The organism is Micromonospora sp. LOL_015 (genome assembly GCF_048060275.1).
Taxonomy (GTDB): Bacteria; Actinomycetota; Actinomycetes; order Mycobacteriales; family Micromonosporaceae; genus Micromonospora_E.
In genome coordinates this window covers 14,444-33,346 of sequence record NZ_JBHMIO010000045.1, presented here as the reverse complement: position 1 = coordinate 33,346, position 18,903 = coordinate 14,444, and the positions used below count along the sequence as shown (strand labels likewise).

Below are 18,903 nucleotides of genomic sequence, written 5' to 3'. Positions count from 1 at the left end.
CACGCCACCGAGGTGCGCGGATGCTGTCGTCGATCTTCACGTACAGTGCGGTCAAGAGGGTATCCAGGTCTTGCGTCACAACATGATCTTGGATGCCCTCTCCTCATGCCCGGACATCGACCCCTGACTTCGGAACTACTCGTCTAGCAGCGTGCCGGTTCGGCGTCGACAGCGATCGCCACCGTCCGGTCAGCCGTGTCCAGCGTCGGCAGACCGGTAGCCATCGTGACGGTGCCGTGCCAGCGGTGACACAGTGTCCGAGCCAGCTCTCGGCAGACCATCGCTCCGGCACCGTAGGGCACGACGATCAGGCGGGTACGGAGCTCGACCGGGAGGGTGTCGACCACTGCCGCCACCTCGTCCACATCAGGTGGCGGGTGACCGGGTTGCCCGACTAGCAGGACCGGCCGCTCCACATCGACCGGGATGGCGTAGGCCAGATCGTCCAGTCCCGGTGCGGTCGAATCCGGTCGCTGCGGATAGACCCACAGGCCAGCCGGGATCGCGACCCGGGTCAGACCGTGGCTGCCGCCCGCCGAGAGAGAATCGATGGTGGTCTCCCAGGCGGGCGCCGGGTGCCGCCGCCCGGCGGGAACCGGTGCTGCCCCCGGGCGGAACCGTCGGAACCCTTCGACGGCGAACAGTGCAGCGCCGGGAACCAGGAGCAGCCTACCGGCCGGGGCCAGCACCTCGGACCCGAGCTGCTCGGCGACCACCGCCGCCGGGGCCGAGCCCGCCACGCCGACCGCCGCTGAGCCGGAGCCGGCGACAGCCAGCATCGCCGAGGTGCGAGGGGGAACCGCGATCGGGAGCGACTCGGCAACCGTTCGCCAGTCCGCCGGTCCGCTGAGCTGCCCAACGACCGTTACAACGCCGGCGACCGGAGGGATCGACCGGGCCAGTTCCGCGATCGTCCCACCCTCGGCATCGCCGACGATGGCGACCGTGTCGCGGAGCCAGCGGGGCGCCGCCGAACCCGATGCCTGTGTCCGGTCCATCTGCATGCCGTCATCTCTGCTTCCGTCGCCGAACCGAACCTTGATCGGCCCGCATCCTCCGTGCCCGCCAGCAGGCTTCATCAACATGACGAACCGACCCTGTCCCGAGGTTCACGGCCAGACTGTGATCTTGTCGGGCGGACCGGTTCTGCGAAGCCGCGTTCGCCGAGCCCGATCGAGGCTGGTCGTTGGTGAGGGACTCAGGGGTCGACCACCGGTTGCTACCGGAATGCGGGCCAGTGCTCCGGCCTTCAGGCCGGGGGTGAAGGCCCGCGCTGTGATGGCCGCCAGGGTCCGAGCAGTGCTCTGAGCCGGACGGTTCTGCTGCTCGATGTACTGCTTCACGATGCTCGGTGGCGCGCCGCCGACGGAGCCCGCGAAGTACGAGCCCGACCAGAGTTTGTTAGTGCTGCAAGCTCTGTGGCAATACCGTCCGTCACCACCGCACGTGAGAGAGACCCCCGCAGGTGGGACAGGGCCGAACACTCGACAGATCCCGCACCTTGGGCTGGCCGGAGCTGCCGGTACGGACTCCAATCATGGAAACCACGCTTCTCGTTGTCCGGGCCGGCGGTCAGAGCAGGCCGAGCAGCTGCAGGTCGTCGGCGTGCTTGGTGATGAGGGCCGCGTCGAGATGCGGGATGTCGTTGCCGGGGCCCACCTTGGCGGCCTCGACGGCAGCGCGGAACCTATTGGTCGGCAGTCCGACTCCGGGGATCGGCGGGGTGGGCTCGGCGTACGCGTGCAGCAGCGGCAGGACCGAGTGCCGGCGCTGGCGTTCGGGCAGTCCACGCATGGCCGCAGCGAAGCGAATCAGCCACTCGTCGTGGTCCGCGATGCGCTGCACCGGATGGCCGGCAGCGATGAGCCAGTCCACGAAGGTGTCCAGCCCAATGCCGTCCTCGTGCGGGTTGAGCACGTTGAAGGTGCGGTACCCCCCGGTGACGCCCAGGGCGGTGACCGCCGCCGCGGTGAAGTCGACCGGCAGGCCGTCGTAGTGCGCGGGCCGGCGTTCGCCGTCGGGGCCGGTGCGGTAGAACGACGCTGGGGCGATGCCGGTCGCCAGGATGCTCAGCAGCAGGCGGGTGAACATGTCCGGGACGTTGAGCTGCCCGGCGAACCGGGAGTGGGCCAGGATGATGTCCGAGCGGAAGACGCTGACCGGCACGCCGCATTCCTCGTGGGCGCGCCGCAGAAGCACCTCGCCGGCCCACTTGCTTGTCGCGTAGCCGTTCGCGTAGCTGTCGTCGAGGACCCGCTCCGGACTGGCCAGCCGGATGTCTGCGTCCTCGTCGGGGGCCGAGGTCTGCGACGCGATGACGGCCACGGTGGAGAGATAAGCGATGCCCTTCACACGTACGCTGACAGCGAGGCGTACGAGCTCCGCCGTGCCCGCCACGTTGGGCCCGAACAGCTGCTCGTACGGGAGAACGTGGTTGACCAGTGCTGCGGCGTGCACGATGAGGTCCACTGTCTCGGCGAGTTCCTGCCACGCCGCGCAGGGCAGACCGAGCCCGGGTTCGGCTACGTCGCCGGCCAACACGCGCAGATGCCCGGTCAGTGAGCGGAAGCGCTCGAGCAGCTCGGGGTCGCCGGAGTCGAAGACCCGCTCGAGGCGCCGCGCGGCCTCGGCGTCGTCGGCGGCGCGCACCAGGCAGACGAGCGTGCCGCCCGTACGGGAGAGCCGGTCCAGCCACTCCAGGGCCAGGAACCGGCCCAGGTAGCCGGTCGCACCCATCAGCAGCACCACATCCGGATCGGACGACGACGCCCGGGGGAGCGAGGGCGCCGCAGCGCGGATTGCCACACCGAGGAACTTGTCGAGGGTCAGATCGTCGGCGCGTACGCAGGTCGCGCTCGGGCCGTGCACGGAGGCGACCGTCGCCCGGCCGGTGTCTGATCCGGCAGCGGCGCGCTCGGCCTCGATCCAGGCCGCCACGGAACTCAGCGTGCCTGTGGCGCTGATCAGGATGCCGACCGGGACGGGGACCTCGAAGATGTCGCTCAGCAGCTGGGACAGGGCGAGGGCCGACAGGGAGTCGCCGCCCAGGTCGACGAAGCGGGCGTCCGGGGCGAGCGCCGCCGCAGGGCGGCCGAGGAGCGCCCGGGCGGCCTCACGCAGGGCGGGCAGCACGGGTTGCCCGGGGCCGGCGTCGCGCAGGGCGTGGATCCGCTCTGCCTCGCGTTCGGCGAGTTCCGTGTAGAGCGCTTCGAGGCGGGGGCCGTAGTGGGCCTTGAGTTTCGGGCGCAATGGCTTGCGGATGTCGGAGAGCAGCCCGTTGGCAGTGCTGAACGGAGTCGTCTCCACGAGATAGTCACGCGGAACCTCGTACGCGTGCAGCCCGTGCTCCTGCCCGATTCGCTGCAGCGCCTCGCCGAGCGCTGTCGTCAGCGCCTCCTTGTCTAACGAGGACTCGAACGCTTTCTCGGTGGGTACGACCACGGCGAGCAAATACGGCCGTTCGCTGTTGCCGTATACGTAGATCTGCCGGATCAGCGGGTCGGCCGCGAACAACTCCTCCACCCGGGACACGGCCACGAACTCCCCCTGCGACAGCTTCAGCACGCTCTTGGTGCGGTCGAGGTAGCCGAGGTGGTCGGGACCGTACTCGGCCATGATATCGCCGGTGCGGTAAAAGCCGTCCTCGGTGAACAGGGTGGCGTTGAGCTCAGGGCGCTTGTAGTAGCCGGGGATGATGGTCGCCGTCCTCACCAGCAACTCGCCGCGGGGGTAGGGGCGGTCGGTGGTGAAGTAGCCGAGGTCGGGGACGTCGACCAGGCGGTAGTCGAGCACCGGCGGGCGCAGCACCCGGCCGTTGACGAGCAGCCCGCCGGCCTCGGTCGACCCGAAGACGTCGTGCACCGCGAAGCCGAGGCAGGACTCCAGGAACCGGCGCAGCTGCGGGCTCAGCGGGGCGGACAGCGACATCGCGCGGGTCACCCGGCCACCGAGGACGGCCTCGCGCAGGTGGGTGAGGATCCGCTGAACGCCGTCTGAGTCGGCGGGCGTGGCGCCGCGGCGCGCCAGTTCGCTGTCGTAGCGCTGGGCGAGCATGTCGCACAGCCGCGGGATGAGGAACAGGTCGGTGGGGCGGACAAGGGCGGCGTCCGCCAGGAAAGTGGACAGGTCGCTTCGCGCGGTGAAGTAGGCGGTGCCGCCCACGGCGAGCGCCTCGAACAGCACGATACGGCCGACGTTGTGGCTCAGCGGCATGTAGTGGAGCCGGATGACCGCCATGTCTGTCGGCTTGGGGTCGAAGCGCACCCAGTTGGCGCGGGTCATGCTCTCCGGGAACATGGCGCCCTTGGGCGTGCCGGTGCTGCCCGAGGTGTAGATCAGCAGCGACAGGGGGTCTTCTCCCTCCGGCGCCGCGTACGGCTCAGGGGCGGGCAGATTGCGCCCGCGATCGATCATCTCGGCGAGCGTGTGGACGACGATCAGGCTGCCGGTGAGCGCCGATCGCGCCGAGGCCACGGCCTCCCGGTGGTCGTCGATCGCGGCGTCGTGGTCGAGGACCAGGATCCGGCGTACGGACGCGCTGCCCGCCACCGCCGCGGTCACCACGGCGATCCGGTCGACGCTCGTGGCCACGATGAGCGGGGCGGCCTCGTCGAGGATCGGGCGCAACTGCTCGGCCGAGGAGCTCACCTGCAGCGGCACGCTGACCGCGCCGGTGTGCAGGACCGCGAGCTCGACTGTCGCGAGGTCGGCGCCGGGGAAGCCGACCGAGACGACGAAGGCGCCAGGGTGCAGCGGGGCGTCCGGGTCGTGTGACCAGCCGGCGGCGGTCGCGAGCACCCGCGACCACAGCTCGCCGTAGGTGATGGTGTCGAAGCGCGGCAGCAACCGGTGGGTGGTGCGCCTGGTGACCGGGTCGGTGACGGCTTCGCGGGCACGTTCGCCCAAGGCGGGACGGTCGGCGTACCCTGTGAAGCCGGCGGCCACGATCTGGGCCTGCGACAGGCCCGGCGCCCGCATCGCGGCCGAGACCTCGGCACTGACCTGGGCACGCCGGATCTGCTCGTCCCCGGCGACGAGCCGCTCGGTGAGGGTCTGCTCCGTGGTGGTCACATCTTCGGGGGTTTCCAAGTCAGCCTCTTGTCTGTTGTGCCGCCGAGGCGGCGAAGCTACGCCGGTCGGTGGCGCTGCGACCGGGTCGCGACGCCACATCGGATCGCCGACGGGGTTGAGGGGCCTGGACAGCGGTGACCGGCGGCGATCAGCCCGTGAGCGACACTGGTAGGTGCAGGGGGGCGCGGAAGAAGGAGTTCACCAGCCAGTCGAGGCCGCCGGGCTCGATGGACAGCTGCAGCTGCGGGAACCGGGACACCAGGCGGCCGAGGACGATCTCCAACTCGAGCCTGGCGAGCGCGGCGCCGACACAGTGGTGGATGCCGTGGCCCATCGCCAGGTTGCCCTGCGTCGAGCGGGTGATGTCCAGCCGGTCGGGGTCGGGGAACTTCTCAGGGTCGCGATTGCCCGAGGCCAGCGACAGGAGGACGAACTCGCCCTCGGGGATGACCATGCCGGCCACCTCCACCGGCTCGGTGGTGAAGCGAAGGCTGGCGGAGAGGCTCGGCCCCTCGAACCGCAGCAGCTCCTCGACCGCGCCGGCGGTGAGCGCGGGCTGGGCCTTCAACAGCTCCCACTGCTCCGGGTTGAGCAGTAGGGCCAGCACCCCGTTGCTGATCTGCTTGCTGGTCGTCTCGTGCCCGGCCACCAGCAGCAGCAACGCCATCGACACGAGTTCCTCGCGCGACAGCCGGTCCTCGTCGGCGCTGACCTGGACGAGCGCGGTGAGCAGGTCTTCGGCGGGCACGTCGCGCTTGGCGTCGCACAGCCGGCCGAGGTAGTCGACGATCGAGTTGTAGGCCTGGCCGAGCTCCTCCGGCGATGCCGTGCCGCCGTACAGGGTGTCGGCCCAGCGGAAGAACTCCACCCGGTCGGCCTCGGGCACGCCCAGCAGCTCACCGATGACCGCGATCGGCAGGCGCCGCGACAGCGTCTCGGCCAGGTCCGCCGTGCCCCCTCCGGCGGCGACATCGTCGAGCAGTTCGTCGACGATGTCCTCGATCCGCGGACGCAGGCTTTCCACCCGGTGCCCGGTGAACTCCCGGCCGACCAGGTGCCGCAGCCGGGTGTGGTCCGGCGGGTCGCTGTTGACCATGTTGGTGGTGAGGCCCGGCGGGAAGCCCGTGACGGCGCCGGTGAGCTTGCTGTGCCGGGGCATCAGCTCGCCGATGCGGTTGCCGTCCTTGGCCAGCCGGCTGTCGGCCAGTAACGCGCGTACGTCGGCGTGGCGGGTCACCAGCCAGGCGTTCATGCCCCGGTGGGTGGTCACGCGGCAGACCGGAGCCTGTTCGCGCAGCTGGGCGAAAACCGCGTACGGATCGCGGGTGAAATCGGGGCTGTAGACCTGCTCCGGCAGGGTTCGACCGATGGTCACCGAAGGTCTCCTGTCAGGTTCATCGTTTCGGGATCAGACGCGGCGGCAGTCGTAGACATCGAGCGGGACCCAGCGGTCGTCGTCCGGTGAGCGCACGAACGAGGTGATGATGAAGTGGCCGTCATCGATTAGGCGGAACACGTCCCGGACCGTACGGCGTCCGCCCACCTCGACCACCGAGTAGGAGCCCGTGACGGTGAGCTCTCCGTTCTGCCAGCCCGCCGACGCCGCCGTGCCCTGGGTGCCGGAGTCGGCGACGTAGTAGACGTTGATGAGCCCGTCGAGCGGGTTCCAGCCGAAGATCCAGCGGCCGGACATGGTGCCCGGCCACGCCACATCGACGTTGAGGTAGTGCCCGCCCAGGGTCGGCTCGCCGTACATGTGCATGACCGTCGGTGCCGATCCGTCGGCCGGGGTCTCGCCCACGCACCTGGTGTGCCCGAGCAGGAAATCGAGGGCGCGCAGCTGCTCGGGCGGCGGCACGTCGGTCGGGGGCAGTACCGGGGTCTCAGGCATGGCGGCTCGATCCTGTCTGGCGGGCGACGATGCGGCGAAGCTACGCAGGGCCGTGGCGCCGCGAACAGGTCACGGCGCCACGGCGCGCTCATCGGCGGGTAATCGGCGACCGCCGGCTCAGAGCACATCCTCGAGCCACGTGTGCACTGTGGTCGCCGTCTTCTCCGGGAACTTCGACATCATGGTGAAGTGGTTGCCGGGCACGCTGGTGACATCCCGGACAGTGCCGTCGTTGGCTCGCAGGACCTCGTCGGGCTTGGCGGCGCCGGTCATGTACTCGGCCGCCCGGACGAGCAGGCTCGGCACCTCGATCGGCTGCGGCTTCCAGCCGTCGAACATGCTCAGGTAGCCGCCCATCGCGATGAGCTGATGGCCGAGCGGGGCGCCGCCCGAGGGCATCAACTCGTGCCGCCTGGCCTGCGCGCGCATGAAGTCGCGCTGCACGTCGATCACGAACTCCCCCGGCCAGTACGTGTCCAACATGATCAGCGCCGCGGGCGGACGACCGATGTCGCACAGGTACGCGGCGACGCCGTACGCGATCCAGCCGCCGGACGAGTGCCCGACGACCGCCACCGGGTCGATGCCGGCTTCCTCCAGCAGCACGTCGCCGTAGACGCGGAACAGGCTCGGCAGGTCGGCCGGCAGAGGCTCCCGCACGGCGAAGCCCAGCGGCCGGACCGCGCTCACCTCGCGAGGTTCCGGCAGGCCCTCGGCGAACAGGGCGTACGCGGTGTCGATCATCGGCGCGATCGGGGGCACGATGCAGGCGAGGGCGGGCCGGGCGGCACCCTCAGCGAGCGGCGTGGTCCTGGGCCGCCCGGCCGACTCACGGTCGGTGAAGCGTGGCATCAGCCGTGCGGCGGACGACAGCATGGTGACCGCCTCCTCGCCGCGCCCGGTGGCCACAGCCTCGGCGTAGAGCGGGACCACGATGTCGTCGGCGGGGCTCGCCTGCTGCGCCGGGGGCTCCACCGCCACGGGGGCGTCCGGCTCGGGGACGGCGATTTCCTCGGCCAGGTGTTCGGCCAGCTCGTTGACAGTGGGGTAGTCGAAGACCGTGGTCACCATGAGCCGCGTACCGGTCGACGAGTCGATCCGGTTGCGCAGTTCGACGGCGGTCAGCGAGTCGAAGCCCAGGTCCCGGAAGGTGCCGTCGAGCGGGACGAGGTCGGCCGAGGAGTAGCCGAGCACGGTGGCCACCTGCGCACGCAGCACCTCGACGAGCGTGCCCTCACGCTCCTCGGCGCTCTGCCCGGACAACCGGGTCAGCAGGGCGGCGGCGGTGCCGGCCACCTCGGCCGCGCGGGCGGGACCGCCGGCCGCCCGCCGGGTCCGGGTCCGGACCAGGCCGCGCAGCAGCGCGGGAACGCTGCCGTCGCCCCGGCGGGAGGCCGCCGGGTTCAAGGTGAGGGGCACCGCGACCGGCTCGTCGGCGGCCAGTGCCGCGTCGAACAGCGCCATGCCCTCCTCGGTCTTGAGCGGGCTGATGCCACCCTGGCTCATCCGGGACCGGTCGGCCGCGCCGAGGTTCCCGGACATCGCGCTGGCCTGCTCCCACATGCCCCAGGCCAGTGACGTCGCCGGCAGGCCTTGCGCGCGGCGCCAGGCGGCGAAGGCGTCCTCGAACGTGTTGGCCGCGTTGTACCCGCCCTGGCCGGGCGTGCCCAGCACGCCGGCGGCTGAGGAGTACATCGCGAAGTAGGCCAGATCGGCGTCGGCGGTGAGCTCGTGCAAGTTCCAGGTGCCGTCCACCTTGGAGCGCAGTGCGGTGTCGATCCGTCCCGGCGTGAGCGAGCCGATCACGCCGTCGTCGAGGGCGCCGGCGGTGTGCACCACCGCGGTCAACGGATGCTCCACCGGCACCCCCGCGATCACCTCAGCCAACCCACCACGATCAGCCACATCACACTGCGCCACCGTCACCGACGCACCCGCCGCCACCAACCGCTCCACCAACTCCACCGGCGCCGCCCGCCGACTCACCAGCACCACCCGCCGCGCACCACGACGCACCACATGCTCCGCCGCAACACCACCCAACAACCCCGAAGCACCCGTCACCAACACCGTCCCCCCCGGATCCAACCCCCGCGGCACCCGCAACACCACCTTGCCCACATGACGCGCCTGCGACATGAACCGCAACGCCTCCACCGCACGCCGCACATCAAAAACCCGCACCGGCGGCAAACTCAACACCCCCGACGCGAACAACCCCATCAACCGCCCCAACAAACCACCCAACCGCTCCCGCCCGGCCTCCAACAACTGAAACGGCCGATAAACCACCCCCGGCACCGAATCACGCACATCAGCCACACCCATCTCCAAAAACTGACCACCCGGCCTCAACAACCCCAAAGACGCATCAACAAACTCACCCGTCAACGAATTCAACACCACATCAACAACCGGAAACCGATCCGCGAACTCCAACGACCGCGACGACGCCAACCGATCCCGCGGCACCCCCAACGCCTCAACCCGACCCCACTTCGACGGACTCGCTGTCGCATACACCTCCGCACCCACCAAACGCGCCACCTGAACAGCCGCCATACCCACACCACCAGCAGCAGCATGAATCAACACCGACTGACCACGACGCAACCCCGCCAAATCCACCAACCCGTACCACGCCGTCAAAAACGCCACCGGCACCGCGGCAGCCTGCTCAAACGACCACCCATCCGGAACCCGCACCAACCCCCGACAATCAACCACCACCACCGACGAGAAACCCTCACCAAAAAGCCCCGCCACCCGATCACCAACCGCAAACCCCGAAACCCCCGGACCCACCTCCAACACCACACCCGCACCCTCACTACCCAAACTCGGCTCACCCGGATACATCCCCAACACCATCAACACATCACGAAAATTCACCCCCGCCGCACGCACCCCCACCCGCACCTCACCCACACCCAACGGAGCCACCCCCACCGGCTCCACCACCAACCCCTCCAACACCCCCGGCACCCCCACCGCCAACCGCCAACCACCACCCGCAGGCAGCTCGAGCATCTCGCCGAGCGGAGTGCGGCCGAGCCGGGCGACGGTCGCCTGGCCGGCGCGGACGGCGACCTGTGGCTCCCCCGCCGCCAGGGCCGCGGTGACCACCGCCGAGAGCACCGAGGCGGACTCCGCGGTGTCGTCGACGTCCACGAGCAGCAGCCGGTCCGGGTTCTCCGACTGCGCCGAGCGCAGCAGGCCCCACACCGGGGCGTACGCCAGGTCGGGCAGTTCGATGCGGTCCACCGCGACGCCGTTGCGGGTTACCACGACCAGGCGGGTCGCGGCGAGACGTTCGTCGGCCAGCCACGACTGCACGACGTCGAGCACCTCGGTGGTCACCGACCGGACCTGCGCGCCGATGGTGTCTCCCGGGGCGGCCACGCCGTCGAGGGCGTACACGATGATGTCGGGAGCCGTGGCCCCGCCCGCGACGAAACCGACCACCGCCTGCCAGTCCGGCAACGGGCGGATCGGGGTGCCGGAGGCGGACAGCGCGCGGGTGACCGGGGTGTCGCCCAGCGAGGCCCAGCGCCCCTCACCGGCCCGGGCGCCGGAACCCGGGAACGGCGCCCACTCCGGGCGGAGGAGCGACCGGTGGTGGCCGCGGGTGCGCGCCGCCGTCAGCTGATCAACGGCCACCTCGCGAGAGACGATCGACTCGGCTGTCAGCACGGGGCCGCCCTCGGCGTCGTACAGCCGCACGGCCATCGAGTCGGCGGACACTGTGGTCAGCTTCGCCCGGACGGCGGTGACACCGGCCGCGTGCAGGCGCACACCCGTCCACGCGAACGGAAGCCGGGCCGGGGAGCCCTCCCCCACCCGGCCGGCGGGGGCGAGCATTCCGTGCAGGGCCGCATCGAGCAGGGCCGGATGGATGCCGAAGCGACCCGCGTCCCCGGCCACCGACGGGGGCAGGACGACCTCGGCGTACACGTCGTCGCCGTGCTGCCACGCCGCGGTCAGGCCCTGGAACGCCGGGCCGTAGTGGTAGCCGCCGGCGGCGAGCCGGGGGTAGAGGTCGTCGACGGTCAGCGGCTCGACGCCGGCCGGCGGCCACGGGGTGGGCGCGACGTCCGGGGCGGGGACCGGCGCCGGGGCGAGGAGCCCGTTCGCGTGGCTGGTCCACTCGTCCTCGAGGGCTTCCTCGGCCGACTCAGGACGCGAGTGGACGGTCAGCTCCCGGGCGCCGTCGTCGTCCGCAGCACCGACCACGACCTGCAGCAGCACTCCTCCGGTCTCGGGCAGGATCAGCGGTGCCTGGAAGGTGAGATCCTCGATCCGGTCGCACCCGGCCGCCTCGCCGGCACGGAAGGCCAGCTCCAGCAGGGCCGTGCCGGGTACCAGGACGGCGCCCGCGACGGTGTGGTCGGCCACCCAGGGGTGACTGTGCCGGGAGATCCGTCCGGTGAGCAGGATGCTGCCCGAGCCGGGAACCGCGATCTCCCCGGTGACCAGCGGGTGCCCGGTCGCCAGCAGGCCGAGGGCCGCAGCGTCCTGGCGCGGGTTCGGATCGGTGAGCCAGAAGCGTTTCTCCTGGAAGGCGTAGGTGGGAAGGTCGACCACGCGGGCGCCGGGCAGCCAGGACGCCCAGTCGACCGCGGCGCCCCGGACGGCCACCCGGGCGGCCGCGTCCAGCACCGTGAGGACCTCCGGCCGGTTGACACGGACGGACGCGACCCAGTCCGCCTCCGGCAGGCTCTCGTGCCCCATCCCGGTGAGCACCGCATCCGCTCCCAGCTCGAGGAAGGTCGCGCAGCCCGCGTCGGCGGCGGCCCGGATGCCGTCGGCGAACCGGACCGCCGCCCGGGCGTGCCGCACCCAGTACTCCGGGGACGCCATCGACGCGTCTCCTACCATGCCGCTGAGCATCGACACCAGGGCGATCGTCGGCTCGGCGAACGTCAGCGAACGCAACACCTCGGCGAACCCGTCGAGCATCGGCTCCATCAAGGGCGAGTGGAACGCGTGACTGACCGTCAGCGCCCTGGTCTTGTACCCACGCCCCGCGAGTACCCCGGCGATCCGCTCCACCGCCTCCGCCGCACCGGCCAGCACCACCGCGGCGGGCCCGTTCACGGCGGCGATGTCCACGTCGGCGTGTCCGGCGAGTTCCGCCCGCACCTCGTCCTCCGGGGCGGCGACCGCCACCATCACGCCGCCGGGCGGCAGCGCCTGCATCAGCTCGGCTCGCGCGCTCACCAGCTGGGCGGCGTCCGGCAGTGACAGCATCCCCGCCACGTGCGCGGCGGCGATCTCGCCCACGGAGTGGCCACCGACCAGGTCGGGGCGCAACCCCCACGACTCGACCAGCCGGAACAGCGCGACCTCGAAGGCGAACAACGCCGGCTGCGCCCACCCGGTCTCGGCGAGTTCGGCGCCCGCGGCGAAGACGACGTCCTTCAGTCCCGGGCGCAGCAACTCACACGCCGAGTCGAAGGCCCCGGCGAACACGGGAAACGCCTTGTACAGCTCGCTGCCCATCCCGGCGCGCTGGGCGCCCTGCCCGGGGAAGAGCACGGCCAGTCCCCCGGAAGCACGTCCGGCCACGACCCCCGGCGTGAATTCCCCAGCGGCCAGCGCGGCCACGCCACGCAGCAGCTCGTCCCGGCTCCCGCCCAGGACCACACCCCGGTGCTCGAAGGCGGCCCGCCCGTTGACCAGCGAGAAGCCGATGTCGGCCGGGGACAGCTCCGGGTGAGCCGTCACGTGGGTCAGCAGCCGCCGCGCCTGTTCCTGCAACGCCGTCTCCGACCTGGCCGATAGCACCCACGGCACCACCGGCACCGCCGCCGACGGCGGCGGTGCAGCGGCGTCCGGCGCGGCCGGTTCGGGTGCCTGCTCCAGGATCACGTGGGCGTTCGTCCCGCTCGCCCCGAAGGCCGAGACACCGGCGCGGCGCGGTTCACCGGTCACCGGCCACGGCTGCGTCTCCCGCAGCAGCTCCACCGAGCCTGCGGACCAGTCGACGTGGCTGGTCGGGGTGTCCAGGTGCAGGGTCCGGGGCAGCACCCCGTGGCGCATCGACATGACCATCTTGATGAGCCCGGCTACTCCGGCAGCCGCCTGCGCGTGCCCGATGTTGGACTTCACGGAGCCGAGCCACAGGGGTCGCCGCCGGTTCTGGCCGTACGTCGCCAGGACGGCCTGCGCCTCGATCGGGTCGCCGAGCGCGGTGCCGGTGCCGTGCGCCTCGACCACGTCGACCTGATGGGCGGCGAGTCCCGCGCCGGCCAGCGCCCGGCGGATGAGCCGCCGCTGCGACGGGCCGCTCGGGGCGGTCAGCCCGTTGGAGGCGCCGTCCTGGTTGATCGCCGAGCCACGGACCACCGCGAGCACCTTGTGGCCGTGGCGGTGCGCGTCGGAGAGCCGTTCGAGCACCAGCCACCCCGCGCCCTCGCCCATCGCCGTACCGTCGGCCGACTCGTCGAACGGCTTGCACCGGCCGTCCGCCGCCAGCCCGCGCTGCCGGCTGAACTCGGTGAAGGTGGACGGAGTGGCCATCACGGTCACGCCACCGGCCAGGGCCAGCGCGCTCTCCCCGGAGCGCAGCGACTGGGCGGCCAGGTGCACCGACACCAGCGAGGAGGAGCACGCCGTGTCGACCGCGACCGCCGGGCCCTCGAAGCCGAACGTGTACGACACCCGGCCGGCCGCCACGCTCACCGCTCCGCCGGTGAGCAGTTGGCCCTCGTACCCTTCGGGGGCCGTCCCGAGCCGGGAGATGTAGTCGTTGTGGGTGACGCCCGCGAAGACGCCGGTACGGCTGCCGCGCAGCCCGGCCGGGTCGATGCCGGCCCGTTCGAACGCCTCCCAGCCGGTGGTCAGCAGCAGGCGGTGCTGCGGGTCCATTGCGGTGGCCTCGCGGGGGCTGATCCCGAAGAAGACCGGGTCGAAGGCGTCGGCCCCGGTGAGGAAGCCACCCTCGCGGACGTACGCCGTGCCGGTCTGCTCGGGGTCGGGATCGTAGAGGGCATCGACGTCCCAGCCGCGGTCGGCCGGGAACGGGGACACGGCATCGACACCGTCGGCCACCAGCTGCCACAGGTCCTCGGGCGACCGGACGCCCCCGGGGAAGCGGCATGCCATGCCGATGACCGCGATCGGCTCGGTGCCGCGGTCCTCGGCCTCGCGCAGCCGCTCGCGGGTCTCGTAGAGGTCGGCCGTGACGCGCTTGAAGTACTCGACGAGCTTCTGGTTCTCGGGCATCGGTGAGTTACCGCCAATCAGAGAGGCAGGCGTGGGTGCGGCCGGCGGAGGGTGCGGGGTCATCGGCCGAACTGCTCGTCGACGAAGGCGTAGAGGTCCTCGACGCTCGCGGCACGGAGGTGGTCGGCCACCGCCTCCGCCGGGTGCCCGGCCGGGCGGGCCAGCCGGGCGAGAAGGGCGTGCAACCGCGGCTCAACGGCCTCCCGGACGTCGTCGCCGCCGGCCAGCCCGGCCACCGCCGCCTCCAGCACGTTCAGGTGCGCCAGTACGGCGGCGACCGGGTCGCCGCCGTACTGGCCGAGCTCGCCGGCGAGATGGCCAGCCAGCGCGTGGACCGTCGGGTGGTCGAAGACGAGGCTGCTGGCCAGGGACAGCCCGGTGCCGGCGGTGATCCGGTCGCGCAGCTCCACGGCCGCCATCGAGTCGAAGCCGAGGTCGCGAAAGGCCTGATCGGTCTCGACGGCACGGTCGTCGGGGTGGCCGAGGGTGAGTGCCACCTCGTGCCGCACCAGGGCGAGTAGTTCGGCCTCGCGATCCGGTCCGCTGCGGCCCCGCAGCCTGTCCAGCCAGGGGCCGGCGTGGTCGTCCGGTTCGGCGTCCGCCGGCCCGGTCACGGGCTCGAAGAGGCGGCTCGGCCGGGTGCTGGTGAACAGCGGCGCGAACCGGTCCCACGTCACGTCGGCAACGGTCACGCACGGCAGACCGGAGTCCAGAGCCGCGCGCAGGTCGCCGAGCGCGTCGGTCGTCGGCATCACCGGCAGGCCGTGCCGGGCCGCTTCCCGGACGGTGTCCGGTCCGGCGCTCATACCGCCGTCGGCCCAGGGGCCCCAGGCGATCGCGAGGGCGGGCAGGCCGGCCGCCCGACGCCGCTCGGCCAGGGCGTCGAGGTAGGCGTTGGCCGCGGCGTACGCGGCGTGCCCGCCGCTTCCCCACACCCCCGCGACGGACGAGAACAGCACGAACCGGTCGACGGCGCCGGCCATGGCGTTCAGATTGCGGGCGCCGGCCACCTTGCCGGCCAGCACCTCGGCGAGCAGGTCGGGGGTCGTCGCGTCGAAGGCCATCGTCTCGATGCGGCCGGCGGCGTGGAAGACGGATCCTAGGGGCCGGTCGGCCGGAACGGTGGCCAGCAGGGCGGCGAGGGCGTCCGCATCGGCGACGTCGCAGGCGGCGACGGTGGCCGTGGCGCCGAGCGCCGCCAGCTCGGCGACCAGCTCGGCCGTGCCCGGCGCGGCCGGCCCCGAGCGGCTGGTCAGCAGCAGGTCCCGGGCGCCGTGGCCGGCGAGCCAGCGGGCGACGTGGGCCCCAAGACCGCCGGTGCCCCCGGTGATGAGAACGGTCCCGGCGGGCTCCCAGACGCCGGTGTCTGGGTCGGGTGGCTCGGGCACGGCGATCAGGCGCCGCGCGTACAGGCCGTCGGAGCGGACGGCGACCTGGTCCTCCCCGGTCGCGCCGGCGAGGACGGCGGCCAGGCGCCGGCCTGCGGCGGGGCTGAGCAGGGCGGGCAGGTCGGCGAGGCCACCCCAGCGCCCGGGGTACTCGAGGGCGGCCACCCGGCCGAGGCCCCAGATCATCGCCTGGTCCTCGTCGGCGGCGGTGTGCACGGCCTCCCGGGTCACGCACCACAGCGGCGCGTCGCGGCCGGTGTCGCCCAGCGCCTGCACGAGGGCCATGGTGAGGGCGAGACCGGCGGGTGCTGCGGCGTCCCCGGGATCGGCGAGGGCCAGCAGGCTGAGCACGCCGGCCGCGTCCCCGGCCGTGGTCAGCAGAGACGCCAGATCGGCGCGTGCGGAGCCGGGCGGGATCGTCAGGAGCTCGGTCCGGGCGCCGGTCGCGGCGAGGCCTTCGGTCACCGTACGGGCCCAGCTGTCCCGCTCCGCTGTGAGAGCGGCCGGCACGACGACCAGCCAGGTGCCCGCGAGCAGCACCGGAGTACCCGGGTCGGGAACCGGCGTCCACCCGACCCGGTAGCGCCGGGCCGAGGACGCCGGAACCCGGGGCTGTGCGTCGTACTCGAGCCAGAAGCGCTCGTGCTGAAAGGCGTAGGTGGGCAGGTCGACCGTGCGGCCGCCCGGCAGCAGGGCCGCCCAGTCGATGGCCGCCCCGCGGACAGCGACCCGGGCGGCCGCGTCGAGCACCGCGAGGGCCTCGGGACGGGTCGCCCGTACGGACGGGATCCACGCCGCGTCCGGCAGACTCTCGCGGCCCATCCCCGCCAGCACCGCGTCCGGGCCCAGCTCCAGGAACGTGGTGCAGCCGGCCTCCTGCGCGGCCCGGATCCCGTCGCCGAACCGGACCGCCTCGCGAGCGTGCCGCACCCAGTAGTCCGCCGTGGCCACCGCCGGGTCGCCGACCGTGGCGCTGAGCAGGGACAGCACGGGGATCCGCGGCTGGTGGAACGTCAGGGAGCGCAGCGCGTCCCCGAATGCCGCCAGCATCGGCTCCATCAGCGACGAGTGGAAGGCGTGACTCACCCGCAGCGCCTTGGTCTTGTACCCCTGGGCGGCCAGTCCCTCGGCCGCCGCCCGGACCGCGTCCGCGGCGCCGGCCACCACGACCGACGCGGGCCCGTTCACCGCCGCGATGTCCAGGTGCGGGTGAGCGGCGACGGCCGCGCGTACCTCGTCCTCGGTAGCCGCCACGGCGGCCATCGCCCCGCCGGCCGGCAACGCCTGCATCAGGTGCGCGCGGGCCGAGACAAGCCGGGCAGCGTCCTCGAGCGACCACACGCCCGCCACATGGGCGGCGGCTATCTCGCCCACGGAGTGACCGCCGAGCACATCCGGACGTACGCCCCAGGACTCGACCAGGCGGAACAGCGCCACCTCGAACGCGAACAACGCGGGCTGCGCCCAACCGGTCTCGGACAGCTCACCGCCACCGGTGAAGACGACGTCCTTCAGCCCCGGCCGCAGGTGCGCACAACCCGCGTCGAAGGCGGCGGCGAAGACCGGGAACGTTTCGTACAGCTCGCGGCCCATGCCCGTACGATGAGCGCCCTGCCCGGTGAACAGGACACCCAGTCCGCCGCAGACCCGTCCGGTCGCCACACCCGCCGCCGTCTCCCCGGCGGCCAGACCGGCCAGTCCGCGCAGCAGCTCGTCACGGTCGGCGCCCAGCACCACACCGCGGTGCTCGAAGACCGCCCGGGTCCGCGCCAGCGAGAACCCCACATCCTGCGGGGACAGCTCCGGACGGTCCGTCACGTGCGCCAGCAGACGATCCGACTGAGCGCGCAGCGCCTTTTCCGACCTGGCCGACAGCACCCACGGCACCACCGGCAGGGGCTTGCCGGCGGCGGCCTCGGACTCGGCTTCGAGGGGCGGTGCCTGCTCCAGGACGACGTGCGCGTTCGTGCCGCTCGCGCCGAACGAGGACACCCCGGCCCGGCGTGGCTGTCCGGTGTCGGGCCAGGCCTTCGCCTCGGTCAGCAGCTCGACGTCGCCGGCGCTCCAGTCGACGCGGGTGGACGGCTCCTTGACGTGCAAGGTCTTCGGCAGTACGCCGCGCCCGATGGCGTACACCGTCTTGATGATCCCCGCGATCCCGGCGGCGGCCTGGGTGTGACCGATGTTCGACTTGAGCGAGCCCAGCCGCAGCGGCCGTCCCGCCGGCCGGTCCTTGCCGTAGACGGCCAGCAGCGCCTGCGCCTCGATCGGGTCGCCGAGCGCGGTGCCGGTGCCGTGCGCCTCGACCAGGTCGACCTGGGACGCGGCGAGGCCGGCGTTGGCCAGCGCCCGGCTGAGCACCCGCTGCTGGGCGGGGCCGCTGGGGGCGGTCATGCCGTTGGACGCGCCGTCCTGGTTGACCGCGCTGCCCCGGACGACGGCGAGCACCCGGCGGCCGAGACGCTGGGCGTCGGAGAGCCGCTCGACCACCAGCCAGCCCACCCCCTCCGCCATTGATGTGCCGTCGGCATCGTCGGAGAACGCCTTGCACCGCGCCTCGGCCGACAGTCCGCGCTGCTGGCTGAAGCCGATGTACAGCGTCGGGGTGGTCATCACCGTGATGCCGCCGACCAGCGCGAGCGAGCACTCGCCGCCCCGCAGCGCCTGCGCGGCGACGTGCAGCGCGACCAGCGACGACGAGCAGGCGGTGTCCACGGCCAGCGAGGGGCCCTCGAAGCCGAACGTGTACGACACCCGTCCGGACAGGATGCTGGCCGTCGCGCCGCTGACGGTGTAGCCGGACAGCTCGGCCGGAGCCCGGGAGAGCCCGATGACGTGGTCCTGGCCGTTGTTGCCGACGAAGACGCCGGTCTGGCTGCCCCGCAGTGCATGCGGGTCGAGCCCGGCGCGCTCCAGCGCCTCCCAGGCGGTCTCCAGCAGCAGCCGCTGCTGCGGATCGGTGGCGACGGCTTCCTTCGGGCTCATTCCGAAGAAGGCGGCGTCGAAGTCGCCCGGGGCGTCGAGGAAGCCCCCTTCGCGGACGTACGACTTGCCGGGCCGGCCCGGTTCCGGATCGAACACGTCGTCGATGTCCCAGCCGCGGTCGGCCGGGAAGCGGGAGATCGCGTCCACGCCCTCGTCGACGAGCTGCCACAGCTGCTCCGGGGTGCTGACCCCGCCGGGCAGCCGGCAGGACATACCGACGATCGCGAGCGGCTCGTTCTCGCGCTGCTCGACGACCCGCAGCTGCTCCCGGGCCTCCTTGAGGTCGGCCGTTACCCAGCGCAGGTAGTCGACCAGCTTGTCTTCGTTCGTCATCAGCCCTCA

6 protein-coding genes and 1 pseudogene are annotated in these 18,903 nt (G+C 72.2%); all 7 read right to left on the bottom strand.

Going from position 1 to position 18,903, the window contains the following annotated elements:
• Nucleotides 1-143: 143 nt before the first annotated feature.
• Nucleotides 144-998 carry a hypothetical protein gene (locus tag ACFHWU_RS24685; protein ID WP_416591730.1) on the bottom strand — a complete coding sequence of 285 codons (855 nt, stop codon included), beginning with the start codon at nucleotides 996-998 and terminating at the stop codon, nucleotides 144-146.
• Between the two features lie 312 nt (nucleotides 999-1,310).
• Nucleotides 1,311-1,397, bottom strand: a pseudogene (locus ACFHWU_RS24680) (transposase); the annotation flags it as partial.
• 175 nt (nucleotides 1,398-1,572) lie between these two features.
• On the bottom strand, nucleotides 1,573-5,070 hold the full coding sequence (car, locus tag ACFHWU_RS24675; RefSeq protein WP_416591731.1) for a carboxylic acid reductase: 3,498 nt from the start codon (nucleotides 5,068-5,070) through the stop codon (nucleotides 1,573-1,575).
• Between the two features lie 148 nt (nucleotides 5,071-5,218).
• Nucleotides 5,219-6,445, bottom strand: coding sequence for a cytochrome P450 family protein (locus tag ACFHWU_RS24670; protein ID WP_416591729.1), 1,227 nt, complete (start codon nucleotides 6,443-6,445; stop codon nucleotides 5,219-5,221).
• A 33-nt stretch (nucleotides 6,446-6,478) separates the two neighbouring features.
• A complete protein-coding gene (locus ACFHWU_RS24665) occupies nucleotides 6,479-6,961 on the bottom strand; it encodes a DUF1579 domain-containing protein (protein WP_416591728.1) in 483 nt (160 codons plus the stop codon).
• 117 nt (nucleotides 6,962-7,078) lie between these two features.
• Nucleotides 7,079-14,188 carry an SDR family NAD(P)-dependent oxidoreductase gene (locus tag ACFHWU_RS24660; protein ID WP_416591727.1) on the bottom strand — a complete coding sequence of 2,370 codons (7,110 nt, stop codon included), beginning with the start codon at nucleotides 14,186-14,188 and terminating at the stop codon, nucleotides 7,079-7,081.
• Nucleotides 14,189-14,247: 59 nt separating this feature from the next.
• The gene (locus ACFHWU_RS24655; RefSeq protein ID WP_416591726.1) at nucleotides 14,248-18,894 is read right to left on the bottom strand and encodes a type I polyketide synthase; all 4,647 of its coding nucleotides are present in this window, start codon (nucleotides 18,892-18,894) and stop codon (nucleotides 14,248-14,250) included.
• Nucleotides 18,895-18,903 lie beyond the last annotated feature (9 nt).